The organism is Stenotrophomonas maltophilia, assembly GCF_001676385.1.
Classification (GTDB): Bacteria; Pseudomonadota; Gammaproteobacteria; order Xanthomonadales; family Xanthomonadaceae; genus Stenotrophomonas; species Stenotrophomonas maltophilia_J.
Map to the genome: position 1 here is coordinate 1 of NZ_LYVJ01000010.1, position 25,408 is coordinate 25,408.

Sequence of the window (25,408 nt, forward strand, 5' to 3'; positions counted from 1 at the left end):
ATAGCATCACTGGTGGGTTTGGCCCCGATGAACCGCGAAAGTGGCACTTGGCAGGGTCAGCGACGCATCAGTGGTGGGCGCGCGGTGGTGCGCGAAGCCCTTTACATGGCGGCCCTCACCGCCATCCGGTACGAGCCGAGACTGCGCGCGTTTTACGCTGGCTTGAAGGCCAAGGGCAAAGCGAGCAAGGTGGCGCTCGTGGCGGTTATGCGCAAAATGCTGGTAATCCTCAACGCCCGCAAGCGGGACGCCGAGGTGACCCCCGGCTGCCCCTGACAAGACAGTTGCTACTCTGCGGCGTCGAGCAGTTTTTCCAGGCCGGTGGCTTCGGTGGCTTCATCGAAGCGGGTATCAGCCAAGCGAGCACGTACGAACGCCAGGCCGTCCGCCGCTGCGGCGTCCAGCGTGCCGCGATGGTCGACCGGATAGCGCCGGAACGCGACCGGCTCGCCTCGCAGGGCCAGGCCTGCGGCATACAGCAGGGTGGTCAGATAGGGCACATCGCGATCCTCGCTGCCGTGGCCCAGCATCAGCGGTTGGCTGAAGCCGCGGCGCGGTACGCCGAGGTAGTCGTACAGCGCGGCCCAGATGCCCGGCACGCTGGTCAGCGGTGCAGTGAACATGCTGCCGGTATCCGCGCCGTCCAGGGTGACGGCCAGTTCGCCCAGGCACTGCTCGCGTGCCGCTGCTACGCGGGCGCGGCCGGTGTCGCTGAGGACGCGGTCGATCTGCGGCGCGACCTGCAGCAGGCCATCGAGCAGATACGCGTGATACGCATTGATCGCGCCAGGATTGGCGGTGCGGTTGTCCGGCTTCATCACCAGCGCGGTCAGCTCGATTGCAGTGGGCGTCCCGGTGGTGAAGCTGCCGCGGTACTGCAACGACGGCCCACCGTAGGTGGGGGCGATGTGGCCTGCCGTGAGCGCGGCGGCACCGCCCTGCGAGTGGCCGACCGAGACCCAGCGCGGCGACAGCGTTCCGTTGCCGAGGTACTGGCGGCTGGCCTTGATCATGTCGATGACGTTCTGCGCGGCAGTGCGTACATGCAGATAGGCATGGCCGCCTGGACTGCCGAGCCCCTGGTAATCCGCAGCGACCACGGCATAGCCCTGCGCCAGGAACTGATCGAGGAAGCGCCCGTCGCGCTCGGGCTGATACGGGCCGGAGACTGAAGGCGCACAGCGATCGGCGATGCCCTGGGTGCCATGTGCCCAGGAAACGACCGGCCAGCCACCCGTCGGCGCCGTGCCGGCAGGCAGGTACAGCAGGCCGGTGCCTTCCGCCAGCTGGCCGTGATGATCCGGGGTGCGGTAGTGCAGCTTGTAGGCGTGCGCGGCCTTGGAGGGCACCCACGACGCGCGATAGGGGGCTGCAGACAGCAGATCGCCCGGTGCTGCCGGTGCGGCAGCCAGGGAGGCCGAGGACAACGCCAGCAGGGCAGTGGCGAGGAGGCAGGCGCGGGGGCGGAAACGGCGTGGGGGCGAGGTCATGAGGCGCTCCTTCACGGCCGGGATGGCCGTTGCGCCGCAGTGTGGAGGGGCTCGGCCGCGCCGACTGGGACCGGCGTCGCATCCACCGGGGATTCGTAGCATTCCTAGGTGCCGGCCCCGGCGCGGGGAGGCGGACGAGGAAAGCAGTCGAGCATGGCTCGACTCTACAAAGAAGAAGGGCCCCTTTCGGGGCCCTCGCTTACTTCTTTTCCAGCCGGGCGTTGCGCTGGCCGGTGCTTGCGGATTTCTCGCCGGCGAACGGATTCAGCTTGCGGATCATCCACGGGTACTTCGGCCAGTTGCCTTCCAGCCACGGGTGATCCGGCTGGTTCAGCTGCAGGACGCGACGGGCATCGTCGGCCAGGGTCTTGTTGCCCAGATGCGTGTAGGAATCGGCCAGCACCGCCACCGCGTCGTACTGGAAGGCGCTCTGCGGGTAGGTTTCCAGCAGGTAGTTGGCGCGGCCCACGGCCGAGACCCAGGCGCCGCGGCGCATGTAGTACAGCGCGTTGTCCAGCTCGTGCTGGGCGAACACGTCACGCAGCTCCAGCATGCGCTGCCGGGCATCGGCGGCGTAGCGGCTGTTCGGGTAGCGGTCGACCACGATGTTGAAGTCTGAATACGCCTGATGGGGGGTGGACAGGTCGCGGCGGCTCGGATCAAGCGACCATACGCGGCGCAGGAAGACCGTACTGCGGTTGGAATTGGCCAGGCCGCGCAGGTAGTACAGGTAGGCAATGTTGCGATGGGTCGGGTAGGTGCGGATGAAGCGGTCGATGCTGGACACCGCATCATCGTGCTTGCCGGCCTTGTACTGGGCGTAGGCGGTTTCGATCATCGCCTGCTCGGTGTAGGGGCCGTACGGATACTGGGCGACCAGACGGCGGAAGCTGGCCTCGGCGCCGCTCCAGTTGCCCCCCTGCATCAGCTTGTGGCTCTTCTCGTACAGCTGTTCGACCGGCGTCCCTTCATCGGGGCGATCGCCCTTCTTGGCGCCGCGATGGCAGCCGGTGGCAGCGATGACCAGCACCAGCAGCAGGGCGGTGAGGCGGACGGGCGCGGAGAGCATGGCGGAGCGTCGGATCATGGGGTCAAGGCGGGACGCGGCTGGAATACGAAGGGTCGATGATAGCCTAGTGTCCTGTCCAGCGACTGAAACCGGTCGCCAGGACCCCAAAATTCCAAAGAACCCCCTGCCATGTCTGAACAACCCTCTGAATCGGCCCGCCAGGCCATCGTCCCCGACACCGCCGCCGGCCGCCGTTTCGACGCCGTCGTGGCCGAGCTGTTCCCGGAGTACTCGCGCTCGCGCCTGACCGAGTGGATCAAGGCCGGTGATGTGCTGCTGGACGGTGCCCAGGCGCGCCCGCGCGATCCGCTGCGCGGTGGCGAAGTGGTGACCCTGGACGTGGTGCTCGATGCCCAGACCGATGCCCTGCCGGAGGACATCCCGCTGGACGTGCTGTTCGAGGACGAGCACCTGCTGGTGATCAACAAGCCGGTCGGCCTGGTGGTTCATCCGGGCGCCGGCAACCACAGCGGGACCCTGGTCAATGCGCTGCTGTACCGCGACCCCTCGGTGGCGGTACTGCCGCGTGCCGGCATCGTGCACCGCCTGGACAAGGACACCAGCGGCGTGATGGTGGTGGCCAGGACCCTGGAGGCGCAGACCGCGCTGGTCGAGCAGCTGGCGGCACGCAACGTGCATCGCCAGTACCTGGCCATCGTGATGGGGGCGCTGGTGGCCGGCGGCACCGCCGATGCGCCGATTGACCGGCACCCACGCGACCGCCTGAAGATGGCCGTGCGCGAGGATGGCAAGGATGCGGTCACCCACTACCGCCTGCGCGAGCGCTTCCGCGCGCACACCGCGCTGGAATGCCGGCTGGAAACCGGTCGTACCCACCAGATCCGCGTGCACATGGCGCACCTGCGTCACCCGATCATTGGCGACCCGTTGTATGGCGGCGCGCTGAAGCTGCCCAAGGGAGCCAGCGATGAGCTGGTGGCCGCGCTGCGTGGCTTCAAGCGCCAGGCCCTGCACGCCGAGACCCTGGAGTTCATGCACCCGATCACCGGTGAGCCGGTACGCAACACCGCACCGGTGCCGGAGGACATGCTGCACCTGATGAAGGTGCTGCGCGAGGACAGCGAAGCCTTTGCGGCTCGCGAGCGGGATCGCTGGTAATGGCCGCCGCGCTGCCGTTGCTGCAGGCTGACTGGCCGGCGCCCCCGGGCATCCGGGCGCTGACCACGCGTCGGCATGGCGCCGGCATTTCCCCGGCACCGTTCGCGCAGTTCAATCTGGGCAACCGGCACGCGGCCGATGGCGACTCCCCGGCCAACGTCGAGCACAACCGCCAACTGCTGCGGCAGGGCCTGGCGCTGCCGTCCGCGCCGCATTGGCTGCGCCAGGTGCACAGCAGCACGGTGCTGCGCTTCAGTGCGCCGCCCGTGCCCGGTGCCAGCGAACCGGTGGCGGACGCTGCGGTGACTTCGGTGCCGGGCGTGGTGCTGGCGATCCTGACCGCCGACTGCCTGCCGGTGGTGTTTGCCGCCCCCGATGGCAGCGAGGTAGGCGCGGCCCATGCCGGTTGGCGCGGTCTGGCCGATGGCATGCTGGAAGCTACCGTGGCCGCCATGCACACGCCACCGACGCAACTGCGGGCTTGGCTGGGGCCCGCAGCGGGTCCGGCCGACTACGAAATCGGCGAGGAGGTCTACCACGCCTTTGTTGGCCATGATCCAGCGGCCGGGGCGGCCTTCGTCGCGACCCGTGCGGGCCACTGGAAGGTGGACCTGTTCGCGCTGGCGCGGCAGCGCCTGCAGGCGGCGGGCATGGACCCGGCGCAGGTGTACGGCGGCACCGTGTCGACGATGGCTGACCCGGACCTGTACTCGCACCGGCGTGACCGTCGCACCGGGCGCATGGCGACCCTGGCCTGGATCGCACCCTGAGCACGCCGCTGTTCGCCCACGTGCTGGGCCCGGCCTTAGCGACCCTGGCCGCCCCGGTACAGGCCCTGCATGCCGCGCCGTTGCCGTGCCGCTATGCGGGCCTGGCACGGATCGAGCGCGGCCGGCATTGGCTGGTGCCGCTGCTGGCCGCATTGGCCCGGTTGCCGGAGCGCGGCGCGGCGGTACCGACCGAAGTAGCGTTCAGCGTCCACGGCCAGGGGGAACGCTGGGCGCGACGTTTTGGACCCTGGCCGATGGTGTCACGACTGTGGGCACAGGACGGTCATCTGTGCGAGCAGTTGGGTGCGGTGCGCTTCGCGTTCGACCTGCAGGCCCGCGAAGGCGGCATCGACTGGTCGGTGCGACGGGTCCGGGCGTTCGGCCTGATTCCTTTGCCGGCGCGCTGGTTCGGCGGCGTGCGCTGCCGCGAGGCCTGGCAGGGCGAGCGTTACACTTTCCTGGTCGATGTGACGCTGCCCTGGGTGGGAGCCCTGATCCGCTATGAAGGCTGGCTTGAGCCACAGTAGGGCCACCGCCGGGGACGACAGCGCGGTGATCGTGTTCGATGGTGTGTGCGCGTTGTGCAGCCGCTGGGTGCGCTTCCTGCTGCGCTTCGACCACAAGGGGCGCTATCGCTTTGCCGCAATGCAGGGCGAGAGGGGCAGCGCGCTGCTGCGCACGCATGGGTTGGACCCGCAGGATCCCGCCTCGTTCCTGCTGCTGGACGGGCAGGGCGCCTGGACCGATACCGATGCGATCCTGCGTGTACTGGCCGGGCTGGGCGGCGCCTGGCGCCTGAGCGGCATGCTGCGGATGGTGCCACGCAGCTGGCGCGATGCGGCGTATCGCACGCTGGCACGCAACCGCTACCGCTGGTTCGGGCGGCATGACGCCTGCCATCTGCCTGCACCGGAGCAGGCCGCGCGGTTCCTGGATTGAAGAAAAAAGGGGACGGAGGGGATTAAGTCGTTTGTGCACAAACGACTTAATCCCCTCCGTCCCCTTTTTTCGTCAGCCTTCAAGTGCGTCGAGGTAGCTGCGCCGCCAATGGTTGATGTCGTAGGTGCGCAGGTGCTCCATCATCGCGTGCCAGCGTTCCTTGCGCCTGCTCAACGACATCGTGGCAGCCGTTGCGATGGCATCGGCAACACCGTCCAGGTCGTGCGGATTCACCAGCAACGCCTGCTTCAGTTCGTCGGCGGCGCCGGCCAGCAAGGAAAGTACCAGCACGCCGGGATTGTCCGGATCCTGTGACGCCACGTACTCCTTGGCTACCAGGTTCATTCCGTCGCGCAATGGCGTGACCAGGCCCACCGCTGCCGCCCGGTAGAAGCCGGTCAGCGTGGCGTGGGTGAAGTTCTGGTTGACGTAGCGCAACGGTGTCCAGTCCGGCTCGGCATGCCCGCCATTGATGTGCCCAGCGATCTGCTCGAGCTGGCTGCGCAGCTGCCGGTACTCGGCCACATCGCCGCGCGAGACCGGTGCGATCTGCAGGTAGGTCAGTGAGCCGCGCTGGTCAGGGTGGCGCTGCAGGTAGCGCTCAAAGCCCAGGAAACGCTCGGGCAGGCCCTTGGAGTAGTCCAGGCGGTCCACGCCGATGGCGAGCTGGCGATCGCGCAGGCTGGCGCGAAGATCGCGGACCGAGGCCTTGGTCGCGGCCGTGGCGGCCTGGCGTGCGATCAGTCCGGTGTCGATGCCAATGGGGAAAGCCGCCGCGCGGAAACGACGTCCCCCGGGTGCTTCCAGTTCGCCGTTCGCAAGCACCTTGCCACCACCGAACAGGCGCAGATAGGTCTGGAAGCGATCCGCGTCGCGCTGGGTCTGGAACCCGACCAGGTCGTAGGCATACAGCGCGGAGAACAGGCGCAGGTGGTCGGGCATCGCCTGCAGCAGGTCGGCCGACGGCATCGGGATGTGCAGGAAGAAGCCGATGCGGCAGCCAATGCCACGCTCGCGCAGCAGCGCACCGAGCGGGATCAGATGGTAGTCGTGGATCCAGACGATATCGTCTTCGCGCAGCAGCGGCGCGAGCTTGTCGGCGAACAGCGCATTGACCTTGTGGTAGGTCTCGCGGGTACCGCGGTCATAGTCGACCAGGTCCAGGCGGAAGTGCAGCAGCGGCCATAGCGTGCGGTTGGCGAAGCCATTGTAGTAGCCGTCGACCTCGCGCTTGCTCAGGTCCAGGGTGACGTAATCGATGTCACCGTCCTTCTGCCGGTGCAGGGTGCCGCTGCCTTCCTTCACGCTCTTGCCACTCCAGCCGAACCACAACCCGCCGCGCTCCTTGAGCGCGGCGAGCAGGCCGACGGCCAATCCACCGGCGCGGTTCTCGCCGGGGACCGCAACACGATTCGAAACGACGACCAGTCGACTCATGATGCCTCCTGCCAGGATCGCGACAAGCGCATCGCGGCGGTGATCAGGCCGACGTGCGAATAGGTCTGTGGGAAGTTGCCCCAGGCCTCGCCGGTGCCAAAGGCCAGGTCTTCCGACAGCAGGCCCAGGTGGTTGCGCTGCTGCAGCAGCGCCTCGAACATCTCGCGCGCTTCGTCCATGCGGCCGATCGCGGCCAGCGCGTCGATGTACCAGAAGGTGCAGATGGTGAAGCTGGTTTCCGGCTCGCCGAAATCGTCCGGGGCGATGTAGCGGTACAGCGAATTGCCATGCTTGAGGTCACGGCCGATGGCTTCGACGGTGGCGACGAAGCGGGCGTCGAGGGCGTCGATGAAGCCGATGTCGGCGAGCAGCAGCAACGAAGCATCCAGGCGGTGGCCACCGAAGGTATCGGTGAAATGGCCCAGTTCCTCGCTCCAGGCCTCGGCCATGATGCGCGCGTGGATGGTATCGGCGCGCGTCCGCCAGTAGTGGGCGCGGTCATCGCGCTTGAGGCGCACGGCGATCTTGCACAGGCGGTCGCAGGCAGCCCAGCACATCGCGCTGGTGTACGTGTGTACCTCGGTGCGGCCGCGGAACTCCCACAGGCCGGCATCGGGCACGTCGTGCAGGGCGAACGCCTGCTCGCCCAGCGGTTCAAGACGGGCGAAGGTGTGCGCGTCACCCGGATCCTGCAGGCGGCGGTCGAAGAACAGCTGCGTGGAGGCCAGTACCACGCTGCCGTAGACATCGTGCTGGCGCTGCACCCAGGCCAGATTGCCGCGCCGCACCGGGCCCATGCCGCGGTAGCCGGACAGGCTGGGCACTTCATCTTCGTCCAGCCTGGCCTCGAACCCGATGCCATATAACGGCTGCAGGGTGCCGTCGTGGGTGGCCAGGTTGAAGATGTAGCCGAGGAACTGTTCCATCGTGCGCGTGGCGCCAAGGCGGTTCAACGCACGCACCACGAATGCCGCGTCGCGCAGCCAGCAGTAGCGGTAATCCCAGTTGCGCACGCTGCCGGGGGCTTCGGGAATGGACGTGGTCATCGCCGCGATGATCGCGCCGCTGTCCTCGTACTGGCACAGTTTCAGGGTGATTGCACTGCGGATCACCGCGTCCTGCCATTCCAGTGGAATGGAGAGGTAACGCACCCATTCGCGCCAGTAGTCACGGGTGCGCTGGAAGGCCTCCTGCACGTAACCGCTGATCGAACGATTGAGCGATTCATCCACGCCAAGCACCAGATGGATCGGGTGATTGAGCACGAAAGGAAGGCCATCGCGGACGAAACGCACGGGTACGTCGGTGGTCAGCCGCAGCACGTGCCCGGGCAGGATCCAACGCACATGGTTGCTGCCCCAGGTGGATTCAGGGATACGTGCCCCCCAGTCGGCGAGCGGGCGCGCGTGCACGGTGATGCGAGGATTGCCGGCCAGCGGACGTACCTGGCGGATCAGGCTGACCGGCCGGTAGAAACGGTCGTTCTGCCGCCAGCGCGGGGCGAAGTCGAGGATCTCGAGGACGCCGCCATGCGTGTCGCGCAGCACCGTGCGCAGGATGGCCGTGTTGGTGAGGTACTCCTGTTCGCTGTCGGCGAAATCCTCCAGTTCAACGGCGAAGTCGCCGCCGGTCTGCTGGTTGGGGCCGAGCAGGGCACAGAAGGTGGGATCGCCATCGAACGTGGGCAGGCAGCTCCAGACCACGCGGGCATGTTTGTCGACCAGGGCGCCGAAGCTGCCGTTGCCGACCACGCCCAGATCAAGATCGGGTTGGGTCATCACGCGCTACATCTCGGTTGCGGCCGTGGGGGATGGCCGGGTCAATAGGCATTCTCGCGCAGCCAGGCGTGCACGCTGCGTATGTCGGGCAGCGCGAACACGGCCTTGCTGGGCTCGCGTTCGCCGACCAGCACGCTCCAGCCATGCTGGGCATTGGCGGCGTCGAATCCGAATTCATCGGTGAGGTCATCGCCAAGGAACACCGGCAGGCGGCCGCGGAAGGGCAGGTACTGCATCATCCGCCGCACGGCGCGGCCCTTGTCGGTGCCCACTGGAACGAACTCGACAACGTGATCCCCGGGCTGCAGGCGGTAGCTCGCACGGCCGCGCACGTGGCGATTGGCAAAGGCCTGGACGTCCTTCGCAGCGTGGGGGGCACCTCGCCAGTGCAGCGCCAGGCCGACCCCCTTTTCTTCCACCAGCACGCCGGGATGGCCGTGGGCGAAGCGCATTGCCTGCTGGTGCAGCGCGTGCAGCCAGTCGGCGGTGTCGTCGTCATCGTGGTCGTCACGCAGCACGCGACCATTCTGGCCCCGCACTTCGTGACCATGCAGGCCGGCGGCGGGCAGTTGCAGCGGGGCGAACAGCTGGTCCAGCTGTTCAAGCGGGCGGCCGCTGACCAGTGCCACGGCACCTTCCAGGCGGTCGCTGATGCGCCCGATCGCTTCACGCACATCCGGCAGCAGCTGCACGGCATCCGGGCGTGCAGCGAATTCGATCAGGGTGCCATCAACATCGAGGAACAACGCACAGGCGTCGTCCAGCAATGGAGGTGGCGGACGCAGGGGAAGCGGTTCAGCCATGCAGCCCAGCATGCCAGCGTGAGCGTGTACGGCAGGTCGAGGGCAGGCTGCGACCCTGCTTCTGTGGGTGCCGGCCGTTGGCCGGCACGGCAGGTCCGCCTGCAGTGTGCCCAGGCGGTGCGGACCAACGGTCCGCACCCACCCAAAGCAGATCCGCACCCGGATCACGAAGCTGCCGGCCAGCGGCCGGCACTACCGTGTCGTGCGGACCAACGGTCCGCACCTACCCAATGCGATCAGAACGTATAGCGGACGCGTCCATAGTAATACGCACCATTGCTGCCGATCGGCGACAGCACGTCGTACGGCAGGTTGCCGAAGTAGTGGATATCGCTGTTGGAGCGATCCGGGTAGTTGTCGGTCAGGTTCTGCCCGCCGATGGCCACGCTCCAGCGCGGAGTGATGCGGTACTCGATTTCCGCATCCAGCTGCCATTCGGCCTGGTAGGTCTGGCGCGGGATGTAGCCGTCACCGAAGTTGAACACGCGGGTGGCGCTGCCGTATCGGTTCACGCGGCTGCTCAGTGACCAGTGGTCGTTGCTCCAGGCCGCCGAGAAACTGCCGCGCGTACGCGGGGTGGCATCGGTCAGGGTGTTGGTTTCCTCGATGCCGAACAGCACGTAGTCCGGGTCCAGCGCCCGCAGTTGCGCCGGCGTGGCCAGTACATTCTTCAGCGTGGTCTTGGTGTAGGCGTAGGTGCCGGTCAGCAGCAGCTGGCCATCGCCGAGCGACTGCCGCCAGTTGGTCACCAGCTCGGCGCCGCGGGTGCGGGTATCGGCGGCATTGACGAAGAAGCTGGCGCTCTGCAGGCCGCTGACGCCGTAGTTGGCGGCCACGTAGTCGGTCAGTGCATCGCCGGTGATGCTCTCCGACAGTGCGATGCGATCGTCGATGTCGATCTGGAAGAAGTCCAGCGACAGGTCGAAGTGTTCGCCGATGCGGCTGGTGAAGCCCAACGACGTGTTGATCGATTTTTCCGGCTTCAGATCCTGCGCACCAAGCCCTCGCGCAATCGGATTGTTGACCGACAGCAGGCGGCCCTGCACCAGCTGGCCGCCGGCGTTGTAGCCGGTGGAGGTGGATTCGTAGCCGATCTGCGCCAGCGACGGCGCGCGGAAGTTGTTGGAGATCGCGCCGCGCAGCGCGAAGGCCGGAGTGAATTCGTAGCGCAGGCCGAGCTTGCCGGTCAGCTCGCCGCCGAAATCGTCGTTGTGCTCGAAGCGCGCGGCCAGGTCGGTGGAGAACTTTTCGCCGAACTGGCTGGACAGGCTGGCATAGGCGCTGGCCACGTCGCGCGACAGCGTCGCAGCATCCTGCGGGGTCAGGCCGCCGCCGGCCTGTGAACCGGTCGGACGGTCGGTGTACGGGCCGGCGGCATAGCTGGCCGGGTCGCCGGGACGGGTCTGGTAGCGCTCATGGCGCGCTTCCACGCCCAGACCCAGGGTGTGGCTGATGTTGTCGCTCTGGGCGAACACGCGGCTCAGATCAAGGTTGCCCACGGTCTGTGCGTACTGGTAATCGGCGGTCTTGAAGCGGGTCGGGCTGGTCGGGCCCAGCGAGGCGTTGAGCGAATCACGCAGGCGGTAGGTGAAATCGTTCTGGCCGTAGTCCAGGCTGCCGTCGTAGCTCCATTCGCCCCACTGCCCGCGTACACCGGCCACGGACTGCACGTCGCGGTTCTCGCCCTCGGAGATCGGCCGGTAACCGTTCGGATAGACCTCCTTCCAGTTGGCATCGCCATCGGGATAACGGAAGTAATTCGCGCCATGGGTATCACGCTGGTTGAACGTGCCGAACGCGTAGAACGTCGAGGTCTGGCCCACCGGGATCTCGGTGTTCAGCCAGAGGTTGATGTCCTTGCTCCTGCCATCGCCCAGCACGTAGTTGCGCTTGCCCTGCAGCGCCAGGTTGTCCGGGGTCTGGTCCCACGGCGGGATCTGGTCGAAGCCGGCACGGTTGGTGCCGTTGCGGTGCTTGTATTCCAGGCCGACGCGCAGGAAGCCGCCGTCCTCGCCAAGCGAGGTACCGACCTTGGCGCTGAAGTTGCCGGTCTGGCCGTCGGTGAGGGTGCGTCCGATCGGCTTGAGATCGGTGTGGTTGGCACCGTAGCTGGCCTCGATCTCGCCACCGTCGCCGCCGTTGTCGAGGATCACGTTGATCACGCCGGCCACGGCGTCCGATCCGTACAGCGCACCGGCGCCATCGCGCAGCACTTCAATGCGCTTGATCGCGCTGACCGGGATCGAATTGAAATCGACCGGGGTGGTGCCCTTGCCGATCTTGCTGTCGGTGTTGACCAGCGCGGTGTGGTGGCGGCGCTTGCCGTTGACCAGCACCAGCACCTGGTCTGGCGACAGGCCGCGCAGCTGCGCGGCGCGTACGTGGTCGGCGCCGCCGGAGTTGGATTGGCGCGGGAAGTTGAACGACGGCAGCAGCGCCTGCAGTGCACTGCCAAGCTCACCGTTGACCACGCCGGCCTTGCGGATGTCCTCGGCGGTGAGCACGTCCACCGGCGAGGTGGATTCGAGCACGGTGCGGTCGGCGGCGCGGGTACCGGTGACGATCACCGTGTCCAGGTTGGTGGCGTCCTGGGCCAGGGCCGGGACGGCAGCGGAGGAAAGCGCGAGGGCGATGGCGAGGCCGAGCGGCGACGCGGGCAAGCGGGCGGACATAGGGACTCCAGCAACAACGACGACGGGAAGGGGGGAGATAGTTTCACTTACATCCATCCGGATGAAGCGATATATTATCTTCGCGTGATGGCCGGTGCCGATGCAAGTCCCTGCCAGTCCGGCATGAGCTGATGCGCGGTTGGCATCAGCACGCCGGGCCGGTGGCGCTGTACGCTGCCGGCTCGCCTTGTCCCCTTCCCCCGGAGCTGTACCGATGAAACACCTTGGCCTCGTCCTTGCCGTGCTGCTGGCCACCGGCGGCTGCGCCAGCCTCTCTTCGCAGGCGCCCAGCGCCTATGCCACGGCCACCACCGCCGAATTGAAGGGTGATGCCGCCCGCCCCTCCGCCGGCCATGGCTGGGTGCGCAGCGAACTGTATTTCGGCGTGGGCGAGGAGCAGGGCGCCGGCAACCGACCGCAGGCCGACACCATCAGCGAGGCGCAGTGGCGCACCTTCCTGGACAAGCAAGTGACCCCGCGCTTCCCGGATGGCCTGACCGTGTTCGATGCCTACGGCCAGTGGCTGTTCCGCGGCGATGCCGCGCCCAACCGCCTGCGTACCAAGGTGCTGGTGGTGCTGCACGAGGATACCCCGCAGCGCCGCGCCGACATCGAGGCGATCCGCCAGGCGTGGAAGCAGCAGACCAGGCATCAGTCGGTGCTGTGGTCGCGGCAGCCGGTTGACGTATCGTTCTGACCTGAAGGCGCCATCGTGGCGTCACAGGGATCGACGATGAGACACAGGGACCAGGTGCTGGGCCTGTTGCTGGCAGGCCTTTGCCTGCCAGCGGTACAGGCGAGTGAGAACGACGGCAAAGCACTACGGTTCCAGGCCGCCACGCACGTGCAGGCGCATGCCGATCCCCGGCCGGATGGCAGCATCGCGGTGCAGCTGTCGCCGTCCGGCGAGCGCCAGACGCTGGCAGGCGCGGCCGATGCGGACGGCGATTCGCGATGGTCGCTTGAAGACGTCGATTTCGATGGCTACCCGGAACTGGTTGCACGAGCACCGGTGGGCATGGTCAATGAAGCGGTGGCGGTGTACCGGTTCGATCCGGCCAGTGGCGGGTTCCGCGCGCTGCAGGCTGAAACCCACGGCAGGGAAAGCTGCGGCGAGCTGATGGGGCTGACGGTCGACCGTCCCAGCCGCACCCTGGCCAGCAGTTGCCGCAGCGGCCCCATGTGGTACACCGACCAGTACCGGTTTGCAGGCGCGAAACTCTACCTGTACCGCGCCGAGCGCATGTTGATGCTGGGCGACACGTTGAACGCCGCGCTGCATTGGGAACAGGCCGACGAGCAGGGCCCGCTGGCGGTCTGGCGTACCTATGATGCCGCCGGCCGGGTGCTGGAAAGTGCCATTGCCGATGGCCTGGGCGCACCGCCGGGTGGACCACTGCGTAGTCAGCAGGCCACCGTGGCACCCACGCGGCTGTTCCTGTTCGACCAACCCGGCGCATCCAGTACCAAGCGCTACCTGGTGCAGGGCGATCGTGTGGAACTGCTGGATGAACAGGACGGTTGGGTGAAGCTGCGCTACCGCAACCCGAAAAGCGGTGCAGTGGAGGGTTGGATCAACGTCAATGATTGACGAGAGGTCTACCCGCAGTTTGCACATCGAGGCAATGGGCAACTTGCCCACGGAGGCATCACTTCATCGGGTCTAGCCTCGGACGTCCCCCGTTCGAGGATGTATCCGATGAGCAAGCGCGTTGCCGAGATCGTTGTCGATACCCTGCAGCAGGCGGGCGTCCGCCGCTGTTATGGCATCGTTGGCGACACCTTGAATCACGTGACCGATGCCCTGCACCGCAGTGAAATCGACTGGGTGCATGTACGCCATGAGGAAGTAGCAGCGTTTGCCGCCGGCGCCGACTCACTGGTGAGTGGTGAGTTGACCGCCTGTGCGGGCTCCTGTGGTCCCGGTGGCCTGCATTTCATCAACGGTGTGTTCGAGAGCAATCGCAATCGTGCGCCGATGGTGCTGATCGCCAGCCAAGTGGTGACCAGCGAGCTGGGCATGGAATTCCCGCAGGAAGTGGATTTCAAGGCGGTGTACGCCAGTTGTTCGGTGTTCTGCGAGCAGGTGCACAGCCCGGAGCAGGCACGACGCGTGGTGGCCCTGGCCTGCCAGGCGGCAATCAGCCGCCGCGGCGTGGCGGTGGTGATCCTGCCGGCCGACATCAGCCAGGCCGAGGTGAAGCACGATGTGCCGTTCTCGGTGCACTACACCCAGCCGGTGCTGCGCCCGTCGGATGCCGAACTGCAGCGCATCGCCGAACTGCTGGGGCAGGGCAAGCGCATCGGCGTCTATGCCGGTGCCGGTTGCCAGGGCGCACACGCGCAGCTGCGGGAGCTGGCCCGGCGCCTGCAGGCCCCGGTCGCGCACACCTCGCGCGCCAAGGACTTCGTCGAGCCGGACAACCCGTACAACATGGGCATGACCGGCATCTTCGGCATCGAATCCGGCTTCCACACGCTGATGGAATGCGACACGCTGCTGCTGCTTGGTGCCGACTTCGCCTGGGGCCAGTTCTACCCGGAAAAGGCCACGATCATCCAGGTCGACCGCGACGGCAGCCACCTCGGCCGCCGCCATCCGGTGAGCCTGGGCGTGGTCGGTGACATCGCACCGACGCTGGACGCACTGCTGCGGATGCTGCCGCCACGCGAGGACAGCAGTTTCCTGGACGAATGCATCGAGCGTCGCGACAGGGCTTTGAAGAAGCGCGAGCAGGAAGAGCAGCCGGGCGAGGGTGAACTGATCCACCCGCAGCACCTCACTGCGCTGCTGTCGAAGTACGCCAGCGACGATGCACTGTTCACCGCCGACGGCGGCTCGCCGATGGTGTGGGTGTTGCGGCATATCCGGGTGAATGGCCGTCGCCGCACGCTGACCAGCCTGCTGCACGGCACGATGGCCAACGCGATGCCGCAGGCGCTGGGCCTGCAGAAAGCGTTCCCGGGCCGGCAGGTGATCTCGCTGTCGGGCGATGGTGGCCTGGCGATGCTGCTGGGTGACCTGCTGACCGCGGTGCAGGAGGACCTGCCGATCAAGGTGGTCGTGTTCAACAACGGCTCGCTGAATTTCGTCGAGCTGGAACAGAAGGTGGAAGGCCTGCTGGACAACTACACCGACCTGAAGAACCCGGACTTCGGGCGCCTGGCCGAGGTGATCGGCTTCCACGGCCGCACCGTGACCCGCAGCGAGGATCTGGAAGAGGCGGTGCAGGATTTCCTGGCGCAGCGCGGCCCGGCGCTGCTGGATGTGCATACCAGCCGTGCCGAACTGGTGATGCCGCCGCAGATCGAGGCCAAGCAGGTGGCCGGTACGGCGCTGTATGCGGCCAAGGCGGTGTTGAACGGCCGCTTCGACGACGTGAAGCATCTGTTGGTGGACAACTTCCTGAAGAAGTAGGGGGGCGATGCAGGGCCGTGCCCTGCACCCGCGGTAGTGCCGGCCGCTGGCCGGCCACCTCAGAAGTACGGCGGCCATCCGTGTGGTAGGTGTCGACCTTGGTCGACACGGTAGATCCACACCATGCGTGGATAGCGTGGAAATGATCGAATTGTTCTTGTAGTGCCGAGCCATGCTCGGCTCAGAGGCGTCGCGTACAGCAGCCGAGCATGGGCTCGGCACTACAGCGAGAGCCTGCCTTGGCTTTGGATTTTTTGATTTTCTTCCGTGGCTGCCGCGCGCAGGAAACTGTCAGGGGCCGGTCGGGGTGGGCTGCGCAGGACCGTTGGCGCCATGGATGGCGCCATCGAGTCCCCATGGGTGAGGGCGCTTTGCTTGCGAAGCACTGCTTCGCAAGCGCCCGAACGCACAGCCGCCAGCGGCTGGGCCGGTCTGGGGGTTCACGGCGGGTCCTGCGCAGCCCACCCCGACCGGCCCAACTCGCAATGCCAGTCGACTAGCAGTCGACTCTACCCGCGACCAGCCACGAGGGGCTCCGCCGTTGGCTGGAACCCATCATTCCACGATGGAATTGGCGCCCAGGCCCCGCTGGGCCTACCATCGGCGCTCCCCACCCCCATCGCCCCTTCCATGTCCGCTCCCGCTTCCGCCGCACCGCGTCGCTGGTTTGTTGCCGGCGACTTCAACGGCTTCTTCGGCCTGGTCGTCGACAACCTCTCCATCCTCGGCTTCATCGCCATGGCCCTGGTCGGGATCTTCCAGTTCCCCGCCGACGTGGTGTTCGGCCGCATGTTTCCCGGCACGGCCTTCGGCGTGCTGGTCGGCAACCTGCTGTACACCCTGATGGCGCGACGGCTGGCGGCCCGTACTGGCCGCAACGATGTCACCGCCATGCCGCTGGGCCTGGATGCACCGACCAGCATCGGCATGGCCCTGCTGGTGCTCGGCCCGGCCTTCATCGCGTTCAAGCAGCAGGGCATGGATCCGCATGCCGCAGGCATCGCCACCTGGCAGCTGGGCATGGCCGCGCTGGTGATCATGGGCGTGCTCAAGTTCGTGCTGTCGTTCTTCGGCGAAGCGGTCACCCGCGCGCTGCCGCGTGCCGCGCTGCTGGGCTCCATTGCTGGCATCGCACTGGTGCTGATGGGCCTGTTGCCCTTGCTGGAAACCCTGCGTTCGCCGCTGGTCGGCTTCACCACGCTGGGCCTGCTGCTGTACGTGCTGATTGCCAAGGGCAAGCTGCCGGTGCGTGGCCCGGGCGTGTTGCTGGCCTTCGTGTTCGGCACCGTGCTGTATTACGGCCTCGGCCTGGCCGGGCTGGGCGCGCCGGGTTTCCATGTGCCGGCCTGGGTCCCCCCGCAGGTGGTGCTGCCGCTGCCGACGCTCGGTTTCCTCGACGGCCTGCCCACGGCGATGACCTACCTGCCGCTGCTGCTGCCGTTCGGCCTGCTGATGGTGGTCGGTGGCATCAACGTGTCCGAAAGTGCTCGCGCGGCCGGTGATGACTACCGCACCCGCGACATCCTGCTGGTGGAAGCGGTGGCCACATTGGTGGCCGGTGTCTGCGGCGGCGTCGCGCAGACCACGCCGTACATCGGCCAGCCCGCCTACAAGCACATGGGTGCGCGCAGCGGCTACACGCTGCTGACCGGCCTGTTCGTCGGCATCGGCGGCATGCTCGGCATCATCTCCGGGCTGGTGCAGTGGCTGCCGTTGGCGGTGCTGGCACCGATCATCGTGTACGTGGCCATTGATATCACCACCCAGGCCTTCCAGGCCACGCCGCGCCACCACGCCGGTGCGATGGTGTTCGGTTTCCTGCCGTCGGTGGCGTACCTGCTGGCGATCAAGGCGCCGGGCTGGATCGCGCCGGACCAGCTGCCGCAGCTGGTGGCCAAGCTCGACGGCCACGGGCTGCCGGAACTGGCGGTGATCTTCACTCTTGGCAATGGCTTCATCATCACCTCGATGCTGTGGATCTCGGCAGTGGCGGCGATGGTCGATGGCCGCCTGCGGCGTGCCTGCGGCTTCCTGCTGGTGGCCGCCGTGCTGACGCTGTTCGGCCTGATCCACTCGGTGGACCCGCGCGGCGGAATCTACCTGCCCTGGGAGCTGGACGGCCTGGCGCGCATCATCAGCTGGCAGTTCGCCGGCGCCTACGTGGCCCTGGCGGTGCTGCTGGGCCTGCTGTCGCTGCAGAAGCAGGCGGTGACGCCGCTGGATGATCGCGCCGGTCATTGATCGCGAAGGCGGTGATGGCCCGGCGCTACCGTATCCCTTCCCGCTCGGGTTTGGGCGAAGGTGCAGTCGGTGCCACATCTTCCAGCGGCAGCCGCATCCACGTGCTGCGCGCTGGATGCCGGTCCGTCAGTACACCGTGCCCGGCGCGGTGGTTTCTCCAGAGGGACGCGGGCCTGGCCCGATCCCGGGCATGCAAGGCAGGCATGGCGCGGTCCGTGCGCGCACGACCACCCCAACGGAAGCCGAACAGGCGGGGAACCCGCCGCGGCCGACCGGGGTCACAGCATGTCCATGCAGGTAGAAAACGAGGGACTGCATCATGCAGAGCGGAAAGGCGGTATGGCCGTGGGTGTTGGGCGTGCTGGTCATTGGGGGTGCAGGAGGCTGGCTGTTCCGCGATCAGCTGAGGAGCCTGGCGGAGGGTGACCCGCTGCCGGTGCAATCAACGCCCGCCACAACCGGTGCCCGCGCGCACCCGGCGGCAGCCGCCGCGCCCGCGCCGGCGCCACCGCCGATCCGGCATCCGCTGGATACCGGGGCCGCCGCCGACCCTGCACTGCCGGCTCTGGCCGACAGCGATACCGCCGCCTGGGGCGCGCTCAGCGAGCTGTTCCAGGGGGACGGGCCATTGACCCAGCTGCTGCGCGATCACCTGATCCAGCGCCTGGTCACCCAGGTCGACAATCTGGACAAGCCCAGCGTGCCGCCGACCGCCCTGGCCGCCCGGCCCTTGCCCGGGACCCTGCAAGTCGAGCCGGGGGAGGGCGGCGAGCGCATTGCCGCCGCCAACGCAGCGCGCTATGCGCCCTATGTGCAGGCGTTCATTGCACTGGACCCTGCAGCGACGGCCACGGCCTACAAGCGTTTCTATCCGCTGATCCAGCAGGCCTACGTCGACCTTGGCAGGCCGGAGGGCTATTTCAATGATCGCCTGGTCACGGTGATCGACCACCTGCTGGAGACGCCGGAACTGGACCGGGCGCCGGCGGTACAGCGTGATGGACGTGGCCACTACCGCTTCGTCGATCCCACCCTGCAGTCGCGCTCGATCGGCCAGAAGGCACTGTTGCGCATGGACCGGGCGCAGGCACGGGCGATCAGGCAGCAGTTGCGGGCGATCCGGGCCGCCATCACCCGCTGAGCGTTTTGCAAGCGCGCAACTGATCAGGATCAACGCGCCGACCACACCTCCTGCGGCATGCTGGCGGTCGGCTGACTGGCCTGGCAGTGCAGTCGCAGCCACCCTTGAAACGGGGTGGAGCAACCGCATCTTTCCAGCATCGCCGGCACGGGCCGGCCCTGATGACCGATGAGGATTCGCAATGCGGATGGACAAGCTCACCTCGCGTTTCCAGCAGGCGCTGGCGGACGCACAGTCGCTGGCCGTGGGCCGCGACAACAGCATCATCGAACCGGTTCACCTGTTCAGCGCGCTGCTGGACCAGCAGGGGGGCAGCACGCGCCCGCTGCTGGCCCAGGCGGGGGTGAACGTGCCGGTGCTGCGCGAGCGCCTGGCCGAGGCGCTGGACGCACTGCCCAAGGTCTCCGGGCAGGCCGGCAACATCTCGCTGGGCAATGACCTGGGCCGCCTGCTGAACCAGACGGACAAGCTGGCCCAGCAGCATGGCGACGCGTTCATCGCCAGCGAGTGGTTCGTGCTCGCGGCTCTGGAGGACGGCGGAGTGCTGGGCATGGCGCTGCGTGCCGCCGGTGCCGACAGGACCCGCCTGCAGGCCGCGATCGACAAGCTGCGCGGCGGCGAGAACGTGCAGTCGGAGAACGCGGAGGAACAGCGGCAGGCGCTGGAGAAATACACCATCGACCTGACCGCGCGTGCCGAGAGCGGCAAGCTCGACCCGGTGATCGGCCGCGACGAGGAAATCCGCCGCACCATCCAGGTGCTGCAGCGCCGGACCAAGAACAACCCGGTGCTGATCGGCGAGCCCGGCGTGGGCAAGACAGCGATCGTGGAAGGGCTGGCCCAGCGCATCATCAACGACGAAGTGCCCGAGGGACTGCGCGGCAAGCGCGTGCTGTCGCTGGACATGGGCGCGCTGATTGCCGGTGCCAAGTTCCGCGGTGAATTCGAAGAGCGCCTGAAGGGCGTGCTCAACGACCTGGCCAAGAACGAAGGCCAGATCATCCTGTTCATCGATGAGCTGCACACCATGGTCGGCGCGGGCAAGGCCGATGGCGCGATGGATGCGGGCAACATGCTGAAGCCGGCACTGGCGCGCGGCGAGCTGCACTGCATCGGCGCGACCACGCTGGACGAATACCGCAAGTACATCGAGAAGGATGCGGCGCTGGAGCGCCGCTTCCAGAAGGTGTTCGTCGGTGAGCCGACGGTGGAGGACACCATCGCGATCCTGCGCGGGTTGAAGGAAAAGTATGCCGTGCACCACGGCGTGGAGATCACCGATCCGGCCATCGTCGCTGCCGCCACGCTGTCCAACCGCTACATCACCGACCGTCAGTTGCCGGACAAGGCCATCGACCTGATGGACGAGGCCGCCTCGCGCCTGCGCATGGAGATCGACTCCAAGCCCGAGGAACTGGATCGCCTGGAACGGCGGGTGATCCAGTTGAAGATCCAGCGCGAGATGCTGAAGAAGGAAAAGGACGAGGCCTCGCGGCAGCGCCTGGCCGACCTGGAGAACGACATCGAGGGGCTGGAACGCGAGTTCTCCGACCTCAATGAAATCTGGAAGTCGGAGAAGGCCGCGCTGCAGGGTGCCACCAAGATCAAGGAACAGGTCGAGCAGGCCAAGCTGGAATTGGAAGCGGCGCAACGCCGACAGGATTTCGCCAAGATGAGCGAGATCCAGTATGGCCTGCTGCCGCAGCTGGAAAAGCAGCTGGCCGCCGCCCAGGAAGCCGAGCACAAGGACTTCAAGCTGGTGCAGGATCGGGTCACCGACGAGGAGATCGCCGAGGTCGTCTCGCGCTGGACCGGCATTCCGGTCAACAAGATGCTCGAAGGCGAGCGCGACAAGCTGCTGCGCATGGAAGAGGTGCTGCACAACCGCGTGGTCGGCCAGGAGGAAGCGATCAAGGTCGTCTCCGACGCCGTGCGCCGCTCGCGTGCGGGCCTGTCCGATCCGAATCGACCGGCCGGCTCGTTCCTGTTCCTCGGCCCGACCGGTGTCGGCAAGACCGAGCTGTGCAAGTCGCTGGCCGAGTTCCTGTTCGACAGCGCCGACGCGATGATCCGCATCGACATGAGCGAATTCATGGAGAAGCACAGCGTCGCCCGCCTGATCGGTGCCCCCCCCGGCTATGTCGGTTACGAGGAAGGTGGCTACCTGACCGAAGCCGTGCGTCGTCGCCCGTACTCGCTGATCCTGCTTGATGAAGTGGAGAAGGCGCATCCGGATGTGTTCAACATCCTGCTGCAGGTGCTGGACGACGGCCGGCTGACCGACGGCCAGGGCCGCACGGTGGACTTCCGCAACACCGTCATCGTGATGACCTCCAACCTGGGCTCGCACCAGATCCAGGACATGAGCGGCGATGACAGCCCGGAGGCCTACATGCAGATGAAGGCGGCGGTGATGGGCGTGGTGCAGGCGCACTTCCGCCCGGAGTTCATCAACCGCCTGGACGACATCGTGGTGTTCCATCCGCTGGACAAGCAGCAGATCAAGCAGATCGCGCGCATCCAGATGCGCGGTCTGGAAAAGCGCCTTGCCGAGCGGGGCTTGAAGCTGGAGGTCTCGGATGCAGCGTTCGAGCTGCTCGGCAACGTCGGATTCGATCCGGTGTACGGCGCGCGCCCGTTGAAGCGAGCCATCCAGTCGCAGCTGGAAAATCCGCTGGCGCAGCAGATCCTGTCCGGCGCGTTCGTCAACGGTGACACCATCGTGGTTGGCAACGAGGGCGGCCGCCTGGTGTTCGCCAAGGCCTGAACCCGGTGGCGCCCCATCCATGGGGTGAGGGCGCCACCGGGGCGTTCCCGGTAGAATCACCTTGTTCCATTCACCAGGACATGGAGTACTGCATGGACGTTATCCGTTGGGCTTCACTGTGCATCGCGCTGGCATCTGCTGTCGTTACGGGACACGCCGCGGCGGTGGAACAGGTCCAGCTGCCGCCGATGAAGGGCAACCAGCAGGCCCACCAGAGCACCGACGTACAAGGCAACCGCATCACCGAGTACGTGCCGCAGGGGCAGACGGTGCAGGACTGGACCGACATGGTCACCGTCAATGATGCGGCCAACAGTGGCCATGTCAGCCCGCGCGAGTTCCTCGGCATCATTGAAGCCGGCTGGCGCATTGCCTGCCCAGACGCGCAGAGCCACTGGGTCCGCGAAGGCGACGAAGCGGGTCGCCCGTTCGCGTTGCTGATGCTCAGCTGCCCGCTGAACCCCGGCACCGGCAAGCCCGAGTTCACCTGGATCAAGGGTATCCAAGGCGTGCAGGGATTCCACACCGTGCAGAAATCATTCCGGTCCGAACCGGAGAAGGAAGACGTGGTGCGGTGGATCGGCTGGCTGCGCGATGTGCGGCTGTGCGGCCAGGGAGACGCGGCGCCCTGCCGCTGACCTGGAGAAAGGGCGCCACGGGGCGCCCTTCATGCCTCAGAACCGGTACGCGTACCCGCTCATCAGGCCGAACTGGTTGGCTTTCTGCACGATCGGGCTGTCGGCGGCGTCGCCGAGCAGGCGGGTGCCCTCGGCCGAGATGTACCAGTTGCCGTTGCGGCCTGCGCGATGACTCCACCTCAGGCCGATTCCCGCGCTGACCAACCCGGCCTTCGGTTTGTGCTGGGCGAAGCCGGTGCGCGCGGCCTGTTCCGGGCTGACGCCGTACCAGGTCTGCATGTAGCCACGGTTGCCGTAGTCGGTGGAGACGCTGCCGCTGACCACGCCACCGGCCAGGTCGAACAGCGGCAGGGTCAGGTTCAGATGGATCTGCTGGGTGGCCAAGCCGTTCTCGGCCTTGTCCTCGTCCCTGCGGGTGAACTGCCAGGAGCCGCTCAGCACGGCTTCGCCCAGCGTATAACCAGCCGAGACGCCGACCAGGGGACGGGCATCGATATCACCCATGCCGCGCAGGAAGTCCGAACCGCCCAGCAGCGAGTCCTTGTCCTTGCGGATGCCACTGGCACCCACATAGGCCCGCACGCGGGTGTGTTCGCCGAGGGACGTGCCCCAGCCGATGCCACTGGTGCCCAGAAACCAGCCCCCCGGCGAGGTGACATCGAAGGAGAGCGACGGCGCTGCGCGATACTCCTCGCTGCCGCTGTAGCGCGGCGTCACGCCACCCCCGGCGGCGAGCTCGAAGGTCCAGTGGTCATCCTTGGCGTGGGCGATCGGGGCGGCGAACAACGGCAGCAGGGCCAGGCAGAACAGGGCGGGGGAACGGTGACGCTGGGACATGGGGACTCTCGACAATGGGAGGAATGCAGCACGCGCATCCGGCGATTGCTGCAGGGGCGCTAGCGTGGCGATACGCCCGCGACCGATCCGCCCGCAGTTGTGCGGGAGTTGTAATCAACTGTAATCGCGCCCTCGGGCGTTCAGCTGGCAGCCAGCGGCCAGTGCATTTCCAGGCGTGCGCCACCGAGCGGCGCCCAGCCGATGCGCAGCTCGCCGTGGTGGCGGGCCGCGATGCGTTTGACGATGGCCAGGCCCAGGCCGAAACCGCCGGTGTCACGGCTGCGGCTGTCGTCCAGGCGAGCGAACGGGCGTGTCACTTTCTCGCGGTCGGCCTCGGCGATGCCCGGGCCGTCGTCGTCCACACGCAGGCAGGCGCGGCCACCGATGGCCTGCAGCGAGACATCGACCTGCGAGCGCGCATGGCGCAGCGCATTGCCCACCAGATTGCTCAGCGCCAGCTGCAGCAGGCGCGGCTCGGCATCCACCCGTGGCAACGCACTGGGCTGGACACGCAGCACTACGCCGGCGCGTTGCGCATCGCGGCGTGCGTCGGACAGGCAGGCCTGCAGCCAGTCGTTGGCCTCGATCCGCTGCAGCGGTTCGGCTTCATCGGGATTTTCCAGTCGTTCGTAGGCCAGCAGTTCGCTGACCAGCCGGTTGAGCTCGGCGAGGTCGCCGTGCAGGCCTTGCGCCAGGTGTGCACGGCGCGCGCGGTCATCGCTGTCCTGCATCAGGTCCAACCCGAAGGCCACGCGTGCGATCGGTGTGCGCAGTTCATGCGAGATTGCATGGGTCAGGTCGCGTTGGCGCTGCACCAGTTCGGCTACGCGCGCGGCCATGCGGTTGGAATGTTCAACGATGACCCGGATCTGCGAGCGTGGAGAGACCTGCGCGCGTGCCTGCAGATCGCCGGCACCGATGCGGTCGGCATGTACACGCAGCGCTTCCAGGTCGCGCCAGAGCAGCCGCACCCAGGCGTACAGGCTGGCGCCCACCAGCAGCAGGATGCTGAGGTAGGCGGCAATGGTCATGTACGTTGTCATCTGCACTTCGCCGGGAAGGCGCAACTGCAGCCAGCGGCCGTCGCCAGCTTCGATCGGCAGCAGGATGGTCTGGTAGCGGTCGCGCACGATGAAGCCCTGCGCCTGCAACGCGGCCTTTTCCATGGGCACAAGCGCCGGGGGCGCATCCAGCAGGGTCAGCGCGATGCCATAGTGTGGCTGCCATTGCCGCAGGCGTTCGCGCTGTTGTGCGGCCTGCAGCCCACTCAGGCCGCTGCGCAGGGCATATACCTGGCCGCGCACCTGCTGGACGAATACCTTGTCCTGCAAGGGCGTATAGATGCCGTCGAGCACCTGGTTGAGAAAGAACACCGACACCAGGAAGCAGGCCCCGGTGATGAACCAGAGCCACAGGAACAGCCGCTTCATTCCGACCAGGCCGCTGGGTTGAACTGGTAGCCGCGGCCCCATACGGTCTTGATCCGCCGGGGCTCGCGCGCATCGTCACCGAGCTTGCGGCGCAGCTTGCCGATGCAGACATCGACGCTGCGGTCCAGGCCGTCGAAGCCGATGCCACGCACCGCCTGCAGGATCCGGTCGCGCGAAAGGATCTGACCCGGCTGGCTGGCCAGCAGCCACAGGATCTCGAATTCGGTAGTTCCAAGTTCCACCCGCTGGCCATGCAGGTGAACGTCGCGCTGCATGCGGTCGATCAGCAGTTCGCCATGCATCAGGCGGCTGGGCGTGCCGGTGCCGCTGCCGCCATGGCGGCGGCGCAGCAGGGCGCGCAGGCGGGCCAGCAGCAGGCGTGGCTCGATCGGCTTGTGCACATAGTCGTCGGCACCCGATTCCAGGCCCAGCACCTGTTCGATGTCGTCCTCGCAGGCGGTCAGCATCAGGATGGGTACATCGGAGAAGCTGCGGATCTGCCGGCAGACATCGATGCCGCCGAGGCCGGGGAGCATCAGGTCCAGCACCACCAGGTCCGGCGCGTGCTGGCGGCAGGCCGTGCAGGCCAGGTCGCCGCGGGCCACATGCTGCACGGCGAAGCCGTGTTCGTGGAGGTAGTCGCTGACCAGTTCGGCCAGGCGACGATCATCTTCCACCAGCAGGATTGGCGTCGGGGTACCGTCGGCGGCGGGTGTCCAGGGGGATGGCTGCATGCGCGTTGGGCCTCCGTGCCCGGGCAGGAGCGCCCGGCGGCGAAGCCTAGCAATGGCCCATGGCTGCTGCCTGAATCGTGGCCAACCTGATAACCGCCGGTATGCGCCTCATCGCCAGTGGCATT

General features: G+C 67.1%; 21 protein-coding genes. 12 read left to right on the forward strand and 9 right to left on the reverse strand.

Annotated features, from left to right (window positions below; all coding sequences use genetic code 11):
- Positions 1-276: transposase (locus A9K58_RS13500; RefSeq protein WP_155760494.1), on the forward strand; the 276-nt coding region annotated here is incomplete at its 5' end.
- Between the two features lie 11 nt (positions 277-287).
- Here A9K58_RS13500 and A9K58_RS13505 read toward each other — a convergent pair.
- Both A9K58_RS13505 and A9K58_RS13510 read right to left on the reverse strand, forming a co-directional pair.
- Positions 288-1,490, reverse strand: coding sequence for a lipase family protein (locus A9K58_RS13505; protein ID WP_065199821.1), 1,203 nt, complete (start codon positions 1,488-1,490; stop codon positions 288-290).
- Between the two features lie 199 nt (positions 1,491-1,689).
- Positions 1,690-2,577 carry an outer membrane protein assembly factor BamD gene (locus A9K58_RS13510; RefSeq protein ID WP_065199822.1) on the reverse strand — a complete coding sequence of 296 codons (888 nt, stop codon included), beginning with the start codon at positions 2,575-2,577 and terminating at the stop codon, positions 1,690-1,692.
- 111 nt (positions 2,578-2,688) lie between these two features.
- Here A9K58_RS13510 and rluD point away from each other — a divergent pair, with 111 nt between their 5' ends.
- The 4 genes from rluD to A9K58_RS13530 are packed head-to-tail and all read left to right on the forward strand — an operon-like array spanning position 2,689 to position 5,387.
- On the forward strand, positions 2,689-3,678 hold the full coding sequence (gene rluD / locus A9K58_RS13515) for a 23S rRNA pseudouridine(1911/1915/1917) synthase RluD (protein WP_065199823.1): 990 nt from the start codon (positions 2,689-2,691) through the stop codon (positions 3,676-3,678).
- On the forward strand, positions 3,678-4,448 hold the full coding sequence (pgeF, locus tag A9K58_RS13520) for a peptidoglycan editing factor PgeF (RefSeq protein WP_065199824.1): 771 nt from the start codon (positions 3,678-3,680) through the stop codon (positions 4,446-4,448). Before rluD ends, pgeF begins: the two co-directional genes overlap by 1 nt.
- Before the next feature lie 20 nt (positions 4,449-4,468).
- Positions 4,469-4,975 (forward strand): DUF4166 domain-containing protein, encoded by a 507-nt coding sequence (locus A9K58_RS13525; protein WP_065199825.1) that lies wholly within the window; start codon positions 4,469-4,471, stop codon positions 4,973-4,975.
- A complete protein-coding gene (locus A9K58_RS13530; protein WP_065199826.1) occupies positions 4,950-5,387 on the forward strand; it encodes a thiol-disulfide oxidoreductase DCC family protein in 438 nt (145 codons plus the stop codon). The genes A9K58_RS13525 and A9K58_RS13530 overlap by 26 nt, the downstream gene beginning before the upstream one ends.
- Positions 5,388-5,459: 72 nt before the next feature.
- Here A9K58_RS13530 and otsA read toward each other — a convergent pair whose 3' ends face one another.
- The 4 genes from otsA to A9K58_RS13550 form a co-directional block, all read right to left on the reverse strand.
- The gene (gene otsA, locus A9K58_RS13535; RefSeq protein WP_065199827.1) at positions 5,460-6,824 is read right to left on the reverse strand and encodes an alpha,alpha-trehalose-phosphate synthase (UDP-forming); all 1,365 of its coding nucleotides are present in this window, start codon (positions 6,822-6,824) and stop codon (positions 5,460-5,462) included.
- The gene (locus A9K58_RS13540; protein WP_065199828.1) at positions 6,821-8,602 is read right to left on the reverse strand and encodes a glycoside hydrolase family 15 protein; all 1,782 of its coding nucleotides are present in this window, start codon (positions 8,600-8,602) and stop codon (positions 6,821-6,823) included. Before A9K58_RS13540 ends, otsA begins: the two co-directional genes overlap by 4 nt.
- A gap of 41 nt (positions 8,603-8,643) precedes the next feature.
- Positions 8,644-9,405 (reverse strand): trehalose-phosphatase, encoded by a 762-nt coding sequence (gene otsB, locus A9K58_RS13545; RefSeq protein WP_065199829.1) that lies wholly within the window; start codon positions 9,403-9,405, stop codon positions 8,644-8,646.
- A 236-nt stretch (positions 9,406-9,641) separates the two neighbouring features.
- Positions 9,642-12,077, reverse strand: a complete 2,436-nt coding sequence (locus A9K58_RS13550) for a TonB-dependent receptor plug domain-containing protein (RefSeq protein ID WP_065199830.1) — start codon at positions 12,075-12,077, stop codon at positions 9,642-9,644.
- 214 nt (positions 12,078-12,291) lie between these two features.
- On the opposite strand from A9K58_RS13550, the gene A9K58_RS13555 reads away from it, so the two are divergent.
- The 7 genes from A9K58_RS13555 (at position 12,292) to A9K58_RS13585 (ending at position 22,282) form a co-directional block, all read left to right on the forward strand.
- Entirely contained in the window at positions 12,292-12,774 is a 483-nt protein-coding gene (locus tag A9K58_RS13555; protein ID WP_065199831.1) for a DUF3574 domain-containing protein, read from the forward strand.
- Positions 12,775-12,810: 36 nt separating this feature from the next.
- Positions 12,811-13,668 (forward strand): SH3 domain-containing protein, encoded by an 858-nt coding sequence (locus tag A9K58_RS13560; protein WP_065199832.1) that lies wholly within the window; start codon positions 12,811-12,813, stop codon positions 13,666-13,668.
- Between the two features lie 108 nt (positions 13,669-13,776).
- Positions 13,777-15,495: a thiamine pyrophosphate-dependent enzyme gene (locus tag A9K58_RS13565; protein ID WP_065199833.1), complete on the forward strand. Its 1,719-nt coding sequence runs from the start codon at positions 13,777-13,779 to the stop codon at positions 15,493-15,495.
- A gap of 630 nt (positions 15,496-16,125) precedes the next feature.
- On the forward strand, positions 16,126-17,736 hold the full coding sequence (locus A9K58_RS13570; protein ID WP_065199834.1) for a SulP family inorganic anion transporter: 1,611 nt from the start codon (positions 16,126-16,128) through the stop codon (positions 17,734-17,736).
- 319 nt (positions 17,737-18,055) lie between these two features.
- Positions 18,056-18,877, forward strand: a complete 822-nt coding sequence (locus A9K58_RS13575; protein WP_065199835.1) for a DUF3014 domain-containing protein — start codon at positions 18,056-18,058, stop codon at positions 18,875-18,877.
- 181 nt (positions 18,878-19,058) lie between these two features.
- Positions 19,059-21,644 (forward strand): ATP-dependent chaperone ClpB, encoded by a 2,586-nt coding sequence (gene clpB / locus A9K58_RS13580; RefSeq protein ID WP_065199836.1) that lies wholly within the window; start codon positions 19,059-19,061, stop codon positions 21,642-21,644.
- A 92-nt stretch (positions 21,645-21,736) separates the two neighbouring features.
- On the forward strand, positions 21,737-22,282 hold the full coding sequence (locus A9K58_RS13585) for a hypothetical protein (protein WP_231109318.1): 546 nt from the start codon (positions 21,737-21,739) through the stop codon (positions 22,280-22,282).
- A gap of 36 nt (positions 22,283-22,318) precedes the next feature.
- Here the strand turns inward: A9K58_RS13585 and A9K58_RS13590 are convergent, their stop codons facing one another.
- The 3 genes from A9K58_RS13590 to A9K58_RS13600 all read right to left on the reverse strand — a co-directional run bounded on the left by A9K58_RS13590 (position 22,319) and on the right by A9K58_RS13600 (position 25,283).
- A complete protein-coding gene (locus A9K58_RS13590; RefSeq protein WP_065199837.1) occupies positions 22,319-23,119 on the reverse strand; it encodes a MipA/OmpV family protein in 801 nt (266 codons plus the stop codon).
- A gap of 140 nt (positions 23,120-23,259) precedes the next feature.
- Positions 23,260-24,549, reverse strand: a complete 1,290-nt coding sequence (locus A9K58_RS13595; RefSeq protein WP_065199838.1) for an ATP-binding protein — start codon at positions 24,547-24,549, stop codon at positions 23,260-23,262.
- On the reverse strand, positions 24,546-25,283 hold the full coding sequence (locus A9K58_RS13600; protein ID WP_065199839.1) for a winged helix-turn-helix domain-containing protein: 738 nt from the start codon (positions 25,281-25,283) through the stop codon (positions 24,546-24,548). Before A9K58_RS13600 ends, A9K58_RS13595 begins: the two co-directional genes overlap by 4 nt.
- Positions 25,284-25,408: the final 125 nt, after the last annotated feature.